11 protein-coding genes and 1 pseudogene are annotated in these 10,984 nt (G+C 70.1%); 11 read left to right on the forward strand and 1 reads right to left on the reverse strand.

The genetic code is table 11. The annotated features are described in order from the left end of the window. Window positions 1-217 precede the first annotated feature (217 nt). From JDV09_RS26000 to JDV09_RS26030, 7 genes are all read left to right on the forward strand, one after another. Window positions 218-1,492, forward strand: a complete 1,275-nt coding sequence (locus tag JDV09_RS26000) for a hypothetical protein (protein ID WP_221372014.1) — start codon at window positions 218-220, stop codon at window positions 1,490-1,492. Between the two features lie 129 nt (window positions 1,493-1,621). Next, entirely contained in the window at window positions 1,622-2,335 is a 714-nt protein-coding gene (locus JDV09_RS26005; protein WP_221372022.1) for an HAD family hydrolase, read from the forward strand. Window positions 2,336-2,356: 21 nt separating this feature from the next. Next, window positions 2,357-2,797 (forward strand): nitroreductase family deazaflavin-dependent oxidoreductase, encoded by a 441-nt coding sequence (locus JDV09_RS26010; RefSeq protein ID WP_221372015.1) that lies wholly within the window; start codon window positions 2,357-2,359, stop codon window positions 2,795-2,797. Between the two features lie 4 nt (window positions 2,798-2,801). Next, the gene (locus JDV09_RS26015) at window positions 2,802-3,713 is read left to right on the forward strand and encodes a 1,4-dihydroxy-2-naphthoyl-CoA synthase (RefSeq protein ID WP_372453040.1); all 912 of its coding nucleotides are present in this window, start codon (window positions 2,802-2,804) and stop codon (window positions 3,711-3,713) included. A gap of 62 nt (window positions 3,714-3,775) precedes the next feature. Beyond that, the gene (locus JDV09_RS26020) at window positions 3,776-4,708 is read left to right on the forward strand and encodes an SDR family oxidoreductase (protein ID WP_221372016.1); all 933 of its coding nucleotides are present in this window, start codon (window positions 3,776-3,778) and stop codon (window positions 4,706-4,708) included. Then, the gene (locus JDV09_RS26025; RefSeq protein WP_221372017.1) at window positions 4,701-6,251 is read left to right on the forward strand and encodes a long-chain-fatty-acid--CoA ligase; all 1,551 of its coding nucleotides are present in this window, start codon (window positions 4,701-4,703) and stop codon (window positions 6,249-6,251) included. Before JDV09_RS26020 ends, JDV09_RS26025 begins: the two co-directional genes overlap by 8 nt. Window positions 6,252-6,269: 18 nt before the next feature. Beyond that, the gene (locus tag JDV09_RS26030; RefSeq protein ID WP_221372018.1) at window positions 6,270-6,656 is read left to right on the forward strand and encodes a VOC family protein; all 387 of its coding nucleotides are present in this window, start codon (window positions 6,270-6,272) and stop codon (window positions 6,654-6,656) included. A gap of 2 nt (window positions 6,657-6,658) precedes the next feature. Here JDV09_RS26030 and JDV09_RS26035 read toward each other — a convergent pair whose 3' ends face one another. Continuing rightward, window positions 6,659-7,402, reverse strand: coding sequence for a maleylpyruvate isomerase N-terminal domain-containing protein (locus tag JDV09_RS26035; protein ID WP_221372019.1), 744 nt, complete (start codon window positions 7,400-7,402; stop codon window positions 6,659-6,661). Window positions 7,403-7,521: 119 nt separating this feature from the next. Here JDV09_RS26035 and JDV09_RS26040 point away from each other — a divergent pair, with 119 nt between their 5' ends. The 4 genes and pseudogenes from JDV09_RS26040 (at window position 7,522) to JDV09_RS26055 (ending at window position 10,783) form a co-directional block, all read left to right on the forward strand. Further along, on the forward strand, window positions 7,522-8,406 hold the full coding sequence (locus tag JDV09_RS26040) for a bestrophin family protein (RefSeq protein ID WP_221372020.1): 885 nt from the start codon (window positions 7,522-7,524) through the stop codon (window positions 8,404-8,406). A 267-nt stretch (window positions 8,407-8,673) separates the two neighbouring features. Next, entirely contained in the window at window positions 8,674-8,997 is a 324-nt protein-coding gene (locus JDV09_RS26045) for a DUF3349 domain-containing protein (RefSeq protein WP_221372021.1), read from the forward strand. A gap of 44 nt (window positions 8,998-9,041) precedes the next feature. Further along, complete coding sequence (menE, locus tag JDV09_RS26050; protein WP_372453041.1) at window positions 9,042-10,154, forward strand: o-succinylbenzoate--CoA ligase; 1,113 nt, start codon at window positions 9,042-9,044, stop codon at window positions 10,152-10,154. Window positions 10,155-10,172: 18 nt separating this feature from the next. After that, window positions 10,173-10,783, forward strand: a pseudogene (locus tag JDV09_RS26055) (MSMEG_1061 family FMN-dependent PPOX-type flavoprotein). Window positions 10,784-10,984: the final 201 nt, after the last annotated feature.

The raw sequence follows: 10,984 nt of genomic DNA on the forward strand, positions 1-10,984 counted from the left end.
CTCCGGCACGACATCCCTTCAGCACTTACGGTGAACCCACAACCGGCCGGGGCACGATCTCGCCATAGGACTCGAGGTCCAGCGCGCGCAAGTACTCACCGACCAGCCGCTCACAATCAGCGTCGCGCGACAAGGCCTCCAAACCCGGCAACGAAACACCGATCAAGACCCATTAGCGTGCGTGTCAGCGCACGACACGCCTGTGACAATCGCGAGTATGCGCACCCTCGATCGGCCGCAACGGTGGGTACCCGGGGACCATCTCGGAATGGACTTCCCCGCCGACGCCACGACGCTGCGTGTCGGTGGCGCCGGGTTCCTCACCGAGGCGTTCCGCCGGACCGGCGTGCTGGGCCGGGACGACGCCGTCGCCGCCGTGAACGAGCTGACCGAATTCCGCGGCGGCAGTACCGGCCGCAAGGCCACATTGTCGGTGTCCTACCGGCTGCCGGGCCACCTGCCCGAAGACTTGTTCGTGAAGTTCTCCCGCGATTTCGACGACCCCGCCCGAGACCTCGGGCGCACCCAGATGTCGGGCGAGGTCGCCTTTGCGCTCGCCACCCGCGCACCCGGATTCCCCATCGCGGTGCCACCGTGCCTGTTCGCCGACTATCACGAAGCGACCGGCACGGGGATCTTGATCACCAGCCGAATCGCGTACGGAGAAGACGGAATCGAACCGCATTACCAGAAGTGCAAGGACTACTCGATGCCCGATGCTCCGGGCCACTACCGAGCGTTGTTCAGCGCGCTCGCCAGCCTCGGCGGGGCCGACAAGTCCGGGCGGCTGCCCGACGGCCTCGAAGTCGCTACCGACATGCGCGCGCTGTCGGTCGGCGACCGGCCACCGCCCACCGCCGGTCAACTCCGCCGCCGTGTCGAGCGGCTCGCCGAGCTGGCCACCCGTCAACCGAATCTACTGCCCGCCGAAATCGTTGGGCCGGAATTCCTTTCGCGGCTGGATCACGAGGTGGCGCTGGTCGCCGAGAATCTCGACACATTGTGGTCGGCCCTCTCCGCGGACCACCGGTACACCGCGTTGTGCCACTGGAACGCCAATGTGGACAACGCCTGGTTCTGGCGCGACGAGCGCGGCGAGCTGACCTGCGGGCTGCTCGACTGGGGTTGTGTGGGCCGGATGAATCTCGCGATGGCGATCTGGGGGGCGCTGTGCAGCGCGGAAACCACCTTGTGGGTCAATCACTTCGACAACCTCATCGCCCACTTCGTCGCCGAGTACTCCGATGCCGGCGGGCCGCGGATCGATGCGTCGACGCTGAGCAGTCATGTGCTGGCCTACGCCCTGATCATGGGCACCAGCTGGCTGCTCGACGTACCCGCCTACCTGATGCGGGTACTGCCCGATCCGGTGCCCGATCGGATGGATCCGCGGATCGCCGGGGTCGAACAGGTGCGCAGCCGGCTGCTGATGATGACGAACTTCCTGTCGCTGTGGCAACGCTCGGACATGGTCGGGCTGCTGCCCGGCTGATCGGCCGGGCGCGAGCGGGCGCATATGCACACACTTTGCGGCGCGCCGCTGTGCCAACACGCACGCTAAGAAGAAAAGTCAGTGCAGGACCGTGGGCCGCTCGGCGCTCATTTCACACCTGGCACGATGATGGGTGTGACAGACCTGCACGCCGTGCTGTTCGACTTCTCCGGCACGCTGTTCCGGCTGGAGGAGGACGAGAGCTGGTTCGCGGGCATGGAACTCGACAACCCGCTGAGCCCCGACGAGACCCGTGAGGTCGACGGCCACGTGCAGGCCGAACTGATGCGCCGGCTCACCGCGCCGACCGGACGGTCGGTGTCGATGACCCCCGAAGCGCTCGCGGCGTGGGTGAACCGCGATCTCGCCCCGCACCTGCACCGCGAGGCCTATCTGCACGTGCTGCGCGAATCGGGCCTGGCCCACCATCACGCGGAGTCGCTCTACGCCCACGTGATCGACCCGTCGTGCTGGACGCCCTACCCGGACACCGCGACCGTGCTCACCGGGCTGCGCCGCCGCGGCATCAAGACCGCCGTGGTGTCCAACATCGCGTTCGACCTGCGGCCGGCGTTCGACCGCATCGGCGTCGCCGGCGACGTCGACGAGTTCGTGCTGTCCTTCGAGGCCGGGGCCGTCAAACCCGATCCCGCGATCTTCCGGGCCGCCCTGGATCGCCTCGGGGTGGACGCGGCGCACGCGCTGATGGTCGGCGACAGCGACGAGGCCGATGGCGGGGCCCGCGCGCTGGGCTGCCGGTTCGCGCTCGTCGACCCGCTGCCCACCGCCGAGCGCGGCGACGGCCTGATCGCCGCGCTGTCGGCCCACGACATCGAGCTCTGAGCAGCGCGTAGCGTCGGGACGATGACCGACCCGAAGCCGCCCTGGTGGCTCAAGCCGATGAACAGGGTCTTCATGGCCGTGACACGCCTCGGACTGGTCAGGGAGGGCCCACTCGTTCTGACGGTGACCGGGCGCAGATCCGGCAAGTCCCGGTCCACCCCGATCACCCCGTTCGAGGTCGACGGGCAGCGCTACGTCGTCGGCGGGTTTCCCGGCGCCGACTGGGTCCGCAACGCGCAGGCCAACCCCGCGGCGGTGCTGGCACGCGGCAGGATCCGCGAGCAGGTGCGAATGACCGAGCTGTCCGCCGAGCAGGCCCGCCCGCTGCTGCGTCGGTTCCCGGACCTGGTGCCCACCGGCGTCGGGTTCATGAAGACCGCCGGGCTGGTGACCGGGCCGAACCCCGACGAGTTCGAGGCGCTGGCCGGCCGCTGCTCGGTGTTCCGCTTCGATAGCGTGTGACCCTGTGAGCAACCCGTTCGACGAAAGCCTCTGGGAGCCGGTGGCCGGCTTCGACGACCTGACCGACATCACCTATCACCGCCACATCGCCGACGGGGCCCGCCGGCCCACCGTGCGGGTGGCGTTCGACCGCCCCGAGGTGCGCAACGCGTTCCGGCCGCACACCGTCGACGAGCTCTACCGCGTCCTCGACCACGCCCGGATGTCCTCCGACGTCGGCGTCGTGCTGCTCACCGGCAACGGGCCGTCCCCCAAGGACGGCGGCTGGGCGTTCTGTTCCGGCGGCGACCAGCGCATCCGGGGCCGGTCGGGCTACCAGTACGCCTCCGGCGAAACCGCCGACACGGTCGACCCGGCCCGGGCCGGGCGGCTGCACATCCTCGAGGTGCAGCGCCTGATCCGGTTCATGCCCAAGCCGGTCATCTGCCTGGTCAACGGCTGGGCTGCCGGTGGCGGGCACTCGCTGCACGTGGTGTGCGATCTGACCTTGGCCAGCCGCGAGCATGCCCGGTTCAAACAGACCGACGCCGACGTGGGCAGCTTCGACGGCGGGTTCGGCAGCGCTTACCTGGCCCGGCAGACCGGCCAGAAGTTCAGCCGTGAGATCTTCTTCCTAGGGCGTGCCTACACCGCCGAACAGATGCACGCGATGGGCGCGGTCAACGAGGTGGTCGATCACGCCGACTTGGAGACCGTGGCGCTGCAGTGGGCCGAGGAGATCAACGGCAAGTCGCCGCAGGCGATCCGGATGCTGAAGTACGCGTTCAACCTGCTCGACGACGGCCTGGTGGGCCAGCAGCTGTTTGCCGGCGAGGCTACCCGGCTGGCCTACATGACCGACGAGGCCGTCGAGGGCCGCGACGCCTTCCTGGAGAAGCGCGACCCGGACTGGACCCCGTTCCCCCGGTACTTCTGAGTGGACCCCTCTGCGCCGAAATGGCATTCCGGCAGCGAAAAGTCGAGAGAGGCTCTGCTGGAATGCCACTTCGGCGAGAAATAGACTCGCTGTCCGTGGCCAACAGGAACCCGCTACGCCGACTGGCCGAACAGGTCGTGCTGACCGGCATGCGGCCGCCGCTGTTGCCGACGCTGCTGCAGCACCGGCCCAACCGGGAGGTCGTCGACCTGGCCGGCAAGCGGGTGTTGCTGACCGGGGCCTCGTCGGGCATCGGCGAAGCGGCCGCCGAGCAGCTGGCCCGGCACGGTGCGACCGTCGTGGCGGTGGCCCGCCGCAGGGAACTGCTCGACGGCCTCGTCGACCGGATCGCCGCGGCCGGAGGCCGCAACGTCCCCGAAGCCCGGGCGTACGTCTGCGACCTGGCCGACATGGCCGCCATCGACGGCCTCGTCGCCGCCGTGGAGGCCGACCTCGGTGGCATCGACATCCTGGTCAACAACGCCGGCCGTTCCATCCGGCGGCCGCTGGCCGAATCGCTGGACCGCTGGCACGACGTCGAACGCACGATGACGCTGAACTACTTCGCGCCGCTGCGGCTGATCCGCGGGCTGGCGCCCGGGATGATCAGCCGCGGCGACGGCCACGTGATCAACGTCGCGACCTGGGGTGTGAAAACCGAGTCGCCCCCGCTGTTCGGGGTCTACAACGCGTCGAAGGCGGCGCTGTCGTCGGTCAGCCGCATCCTCGAAACGGAGTGGGGCGATGACGGCGTGCACTCCACGACGCTGTACTACCCGCTGGTCAAGACGCCGATGATCGCACCGACCCGGGAATACCACGGCCTGCCCGCGCTGTCGGCGGACGAGGCCGCGGGCTGGATCATCACCGCCGCGCGCCACCGTCCGGTCAGCATCGCACCGCGGGTGGCCGTCACCGCGGCCGCGGTCAACAGCGTCGCCCCCGGCGTGGTCGACACGCTGATGAAACGCCAGCGGCTGCAACCCAATGACTGACGTGCCGGACATCCGCACCGTCGCCGACGTCGTCCGCGTGCACGGCCGCCTGCGCCCCGACACGCCGGCGCTGGTCGTCGGCGCGGACACCATCACGTTCGCCGAGCTCGACGCCCGCTCCAGCCGGGCCGCCCAGGCATTCGCCGCCGCCGGCATCAGGACCGGGGACCGGGTCGCGTTCGTGGAGAAGAACGGCGCCGAGTTCTTCGACGTGCTGTTCGGTCTGGCCAAGCTCGGCGCGGTGGGGGTGCCGGTGAACTGGCGGCTGGCCGCCCCGGAGATGCAGCAGGTGATCGCCGACGCGGGAGCGGCGCTGGTGGTGGTCGGACCCGACTTCGTCGGCCACCTCGAGTCGATCGAAGACGACCTGGACGCCGCCGTCATCGCCATCGGCCCGCATGACCGCTGGCCGCGCTTCGGCGACTGGATCGGCGCCCACCCCGCCCACGATCCCGGCGTGGTCACCGGCCCTAACGACCTGGTGACGCTGATGTACACCTCGGGCACCACCGGCGCCCCGAAGGGCGTCATGCTCAGCAACGCCAACTACCGCTGCAAATGCTCGGGGGTCGAGGGCCCGTGGCAGATGGACGACGAGGCGGTGACGCTCGCGGTGATGCCGCTGTTCCACATGGCCGGCTCGGGGTGGGCGCTGGCCGGCCTGTGGCACGGCGGCACCACCGTGGTGCTGCGCGACGTGGACCCGGCGGCGATCCTGGCGTCGATCCCGGCGCACCGCGTCACCAACCTGCTGCTGGTGCCCGCGGTCATCCAGCGCATGCTCGACACCGCGGGGCCGGCCGGTGGCGACCTGTCCGGCCTGCGGGTGGTCGTCTACGGCGCCGCACCGATCAGCGACGACGTGCTGCTCCGCGGCATGGGGCGGTTCGGAAGCGTGTTCGCACAGGTGTACGGCATGACCGAGACGACGGGCTCGATCACCCAGCTCGACGGCCACGACCACCTCCCCCACCTCCTGCGGTCGTGCGGCAGGCCGTATCCGTGGGTGCAGATCCGCATCGTCGACCCCGACGGCAGCGACGCCGCACCCGGCCAGGTGGGTGAGGTGTGGACCCGATCCGAGCAGAACATGCTCGGATACTGGAACAACCCGGAGGCCACAGCGGCGACGCTGACCCGCGACGGGTGGCTCAAGACCGGCGACGCCGGGTACCTCGACGGCGACGGCTATCTCTACCTGCACGACCGGATCAAGGACATGATCGTCACCGGCGGCGAGAACGTGTATCCCGCCGAAGTGGAGAACGTACTGATGGCCCATCCCGGGGTGGCCGACGCCGCGGTGATCGGCGTGCCCGACGAGCGATGGGGCGAGGCGGTCAAGGCGGTCGTCGTGCCTGTGCCCGGCACCACCCTCGACACGGCCGAGCTGATCGAGTTCGCGCGGGCCCACCTGGCCGGGTTCAAGCTGCCCAAGAGCGTCGACGTCGCCGACGTACTGCCCCGCAACCCGAGCGGGAAGCTCCTCAAACGCGAACTGCGCGAGCCCTACTGGGCCGGGTCGGACCGCAACATCGGCTGACGTGGTAGACACAGTCGCATGGAGATCCTGGCCAGCAGGGTGCTGTTCCGCCCGGCCGACTACGACCGGTCCCGGGCCTTCTACCGCGACGACCTCGGGCTGGCCATCGCCAGGGAGTACCCGGGCGGCACAGTCTTCTACGCCGGCCAGTCGTTGATCGAGCTGGCCGCCCACGGCGCCCCGGCGCCGGGGTCGCCGCCGTTCCCGGGAGCGTTGTGGCTGCAGGTGCGCGATCTGTACGCGACGCAGGACGAGCTCGCGGCACGCGGTGTCGCGATCGCCCGCGAGGCCCGGCGCGAGCCCTGGGGGTTGCACGAGATGCATGTCGCCGACCCCGACGGGGTGACGCTGATCTTCGTCCAGGTGCCCGAGGACCACCCGCTGCGCCGCGACACCCGCGGCTGACTTCACTCGACGAGGTCGTCGGCGGGCGGCCGGACAGCCTCGTTGCCCAGCGCGGCGAGCACCCTCGTCGGGTCACCCTGCCAGGGCAGCGCCAGCAGCTGCCGGTGACTGCGCCGGCCACCGAAGGCGCGCAGCGCCTCGAAGTCCGACACCGACAGGGCGACCCGCTCGCTGACCGTGTCCGGGTCGCCGAGCTGCAGCGAACCCGCCTCCGGGGTGGTCAGCACGAGCACCGGCAGGCCCGCCTTCCGCGCACTCTGGTCGTACGCCGTCGACAGGAATGCGACGGCGACGGCAAGTGCCGGGTCCGCCGATCGGGCGCCCGGCTCACCGAGGGCGCCACGGATGTCGTGTTCGTGGGTGAGCGCGTCGAACACCAGCTGGCCCGCGGGAAATTCCAGGCCGGGCTGGTCGACGAGTGCCGTCACCTGATCGATCGCCTGGGCCCACAGATCCAGCAGTTCGTCGATGCCGGTGTTGCTCAACCGGTCGACCTGCGCCCGGGTCCAGTGTTCGGTTGCGACACCGTCCAGATTCTGCGAGGCGACGTCCTGGGCGCCGCCGGCTAGATGCGAGAGCGTCTGGCGGACCGTCCAGGCGGGGCATGCGGACACCACACGCTCGGCGACATCAGCCCGGCCGCGCAGCAGGGTGTCGACACGTTCGCGGATCAACCGGTACGCCGCCGCGGCGTCAGCCCCGGATTTCAGCCGGGGTGGCGAAGCATCACCGGTGCGATCGGCCACGGCATGACGGTACACCGAGGACGAGGAGAACAAGAGAGCCGGCGTTCGCGACCGTCGCGATCGCGGTGGATAACTCGTTGTCGCCAAAGTCTGAACGGTCACCGCATAGGCTGGTCACGATGATCCGCAGCGTGGGGCCGGCGGGTCCGGTCAAAGTCCTCGGCCTGGTGGGGTGGCAGCTCAAGTACAACCTGCTGGCAGTGGCGTTGATCGCCGCCATCCTGCTGCCGATGCCCGACACCGTCAACCCGGAAGACTATTCCGCGATCCTGGCCACTGCCGGCATCGCGGCGTCGATCTTCGTCGGGTTCCGCAACGCGAACGCCTACCAGCGGTGGTGGGAGGCTCGCACGCTGTGGGGTGCGGTCATCAACGACTGCCGGGCCATGCACAACGGGCTGTCCGCGGTCGACACCGGGTCGGCGGAGATGGCACCGGTTCTCGACCGCATGCGCCGCCGCCAGGTCCGCCATGCCTGGCAGTTGGCCGCCGAATTGCGCGGCGTTGCAACGCTACCCGGCGTCGTCGACCTCACCGAGGACCCGCCGGATGCGACCGCCACCGATCTGCTCAACCGCCAGGCGCAGGATGTGCAGTGGCTGGCCGAGGGCGGCCACATCGACCCCCCGGCCCGGGTCATGCTGATGACGGTCAGCACCGCTCTGGTGTCATCGCAGGGCGGACTGGAACGCATCCGCAATCAGCCCATCCCGGTCCACTACGACATGTTCGTCCGCGGTTTGGCGTGGGTGTTCGCACTCGCGGCGTTCGAACTTCTCCATGTCGCCGGCCACTACGTCGGCAGCATCGCCCTCGGGCTGTTGCTCATGGCGCTGTTCGTTTCTGCGGAACGGCTGGGCTTCTTCCTCGAGCGGCCGATGAACAACAGCATCTTCGATCTACCGATGTACCGGTTCTGCAACACCATCACCGCCAGCCTGCTCGGCAGCGGGCAGCCGCTGGCCAAGCCCAGGCAAGGCGACGAAGCCACCGTCTGGTGGTGAGTGCGATCAACACCTCCGCACCACCACGACTTCAGCGGACGGTTTGATAGAGCGCCAGTCTCACAACAGGTTTCACTGCGGAGCCCCCGATCGGCTTCGGGCTGAGGCGCCTGTGGCGCGGATCAGCGAGCCGGTGCCGCGAGCGGCCACCCGACCGACGCCGGAGCTACCGGCGGGGACCCGTTGGCCGATGGCCCCGGTGCGGCGGGAAGCTACTATCGAGCTGCCAGTGGAAGCGGTCCGTCCGCCCTGTGGGAAGTCGATGCCGTGACGAAGTTTCTCGCCAGGATCGTGGCCTGGATCAACGCCGGGTATCCGGAGGGTGTTCCCGGGCCGGACCGGGTGCCGTTGCTCGCCCTGCTGCGCCGGCGACCGACCGACGACGAGGTCAAGACCGTGGCCGCGGCGCCGATGCACCACGCGGAATCCGCGGGCAGCGGCATCGACCACATCGACATCGGGGTGCGGATCACCGCGGTCACCGACGAGCTGCCGTCCGCCGGTGATGTCGAACGGGTCCGGGTCCGGCTGGCCGCCAAGGGCTGGCCACTCGACGACCCGCGCGACAGCGAAGCCGACGAGGGAGTGTAGCCGTCCTCCTACGTCCTGTCCCCATCGAATCGGGCGCCGCCGCGGTGGCGGCACTGACCGTCATCGACGACGTCCTCGCGGGCCGGGTCAGCGCACTGCCGGTGCCGGCCCACGACGCCGGCCAGTCCGCGCTGCTGACAACGGCGTTGCGGGCCGGTGAGCCGATCGACGACGCGGTGGCGGTGGTGCTGTCCACGTCGGGCACCACGGGGACACCGAAGGGGGCACAGCTGACCGCCGCGGCGCTGCTGGCCAGCGCGCGGGCCACCCACGAACGGCTGGGCGGGCCCGGTCGCTGGCTGCTCGCGCTGCCCGCCTACCACGTCGCCGGATTCCAGGTCCTGGTCCGAAGCGCCGTGTCCGCGACGGTGCCGGTGGCGCTGCCCGCCGCCTTCGACCCGGCCGAGCTGCCCGGCGCGATCGCCGCGTTGGGTTCCGGCCGCCGGTACGCGTCGCTGGTGGCCAACCAGCTGGACAAGGCGCTGCGCGACCGGTCCGCGGCGGCGGCGCTGGCGGATCTGGACGCGGTGCTGATCGGCGGTGGGCCGATGCCGGCCGGCGTGGCCGAACGCGCTTCTGCGGCAGGGATTCCGGTGATCCGGACCTACGGGATGAGCGAAACCGCCGGTGGGTGCGTATACGACGGATTGCCGCTGCCCGGTGTGCAGGTCGGCATCGGGGAGGACGGCCGCATCCGGCTCGGTGGACCCACCGTCGCGGCCGGCTACCGTAACCCGGTCAGCCCGGACCCGTTCTCCGAGCCGGGCTGGTTTCGCACCGATGACCTTGGCGCGGTTGATGATTCCGGGGTTCTGCGGGTCCTCGGGCGGGCCGACGACGCGATCAGCACCGGGGGCCTGACCGTGCTGCCCGGGCCGGTCGAGGCCGCGGTCGCGGGCCACCCCGCAGTGGCCGAGTGCGCGGTGTTCGGGCTGGCCGACGAGCGGCTGGGCCAGCGGGTGGTGGTCGCGGTGGTGCTCCGTCCCGGACAGGCGATCACGCTGGATCAGTTGCGCTCCCACGTCACCGAGACGCTGCCGGGCACCGCCGCCCCGCGCGAGCTGCACATCCTCGACGAACTGCCACGGCGCGGTATCGGCAAGATCGATCGCCGCGAGCTGGTTCGGCTGTTCGGCGACGGGCCGGCGCGCGAATAATCGGGCTATGACCTGGCTATGACCCGTGAAGTGACCTCGGTCGACGAACTGCGTGCGATCGTCGGCCTCCCGAACGCCGCGGTGGCCGACAAGGTGGCGCCGGCGCTGTCGGCCGCCCACCGGCACTGGCTGGCGCATTCGCCGCTGGGCTTCGTCGCGACGACCGACGCCGGCGGCCGCGTCGATGTGTGCCCAAGGGGGATCCGGCCGGGTTCGTGCACATCGTCGACGAGCACACCATCGCGATCCCGGAACGTCCCGGCAACAAACGGGTGGACGGGTATCTCAACGTGTTGCAGCGGCCCGACGTCGGCACCCTGTTCGTCATCCCGGGGCGCGGTGACACGCTGCGGATCAACGGACGCGCCCGCGTCCTGGCCGACGCCGGGTACTTCGACGCGATGGCGGTGCACGGCAACCGGCCGATCCTGGCGCTGGATATCGCGGTGGAGGAGGTGTTCTTCCACTGCGCGAAGGCGTTCCTGCGTTAGGAGGTCTGGGATCCGCGGAGCTGGAACCCGACCGCGGTGCCCGGCGCCGCGCAGCTGGCCCGGGCGATCCGCACGGACATGAGCATCGAGGAGCTGGAGCGCTACTACTCCGAGGAGAGCATGCGCCAGGTGCTGTAGTGACCCGGTCGCGTGCCGGCGTGGTCCCGGGTCGGCCGCGGCGCATCCCGTAGCGCTCGGCGCCGACGAGACATCCCTAGTCTGTAAGTGTCAAGCGGCGTGGGGTGTGCGGTGTGCCCACGCGGTGTGTTCGTCGTAGTGGGTGTGGTGGCGTAGGCAGCCGTGGAGGATGCCGACGAAGCGGTTGCCTAGTGCGCGTAG

The organism is Mycolicibacterium xanthum (genome assembly GCF_019710635.1).
Classification (GTDB): domain Bacteria; phylum Actinomycetota; class Actinomycetes; order Mycobacteriales; family Mycobacteriaceae; genus Mycobacterium; species Mycobacterium xanthum.

Bases quoted from the DNA above. Each gene is read 5' to 3' on its own strand.
- JDV09_RS26040 (WP_221372020.1), top strand. From the start codon at position 7,522: ATGATCCGCAGCGTGGGGCCGGCGGGTCCGGTCAAAGTCCTCGGCCTG.
- JDV09_RS26005 (WP_221372022.1), top strand. From the start codon at position 1,622: ATGGGTGTGACAGACCTGCACGCCGTGCTGTTCGACTTCTCCGGCACG.
- JDV09_RS26000 (WP_221372014.1), top strand. From the start codon at position 218: ATGCGCACCCTCGATCGGCCGCAACGGTGGGTACCCGGGGACCATCTC.
- JDV09_RS26020 (WP_221372016.1), top strand. From the start codon at position 3,776: ATGCCACTTCGGCGAGAAATAGACTCGCTGTCCGTGGCCAACAGGAAC.
- JDV09_RS26010 (WP_221372015.1), top strand. From the start codon at position 2,357: ATGACCGACCCGAAGCCGCCCTGGTGGCTCAAGCCGATGAACAGGGTC.
- JDV09_RS26030 (WP_221372018.1), top strand. From the start codon at position 6,270: ATGGAGATCCTGGCCAGCAGGGTGCTGTTCCGCCCGGCCGACTACGAC.
- JDV09_RS26025 (WP_221372017.1), top strand. From the start codon at position 4,701: ATGACTGACGTGCCGGACATCCGCACCGTCGCCGACGTCGTCCGCGTG.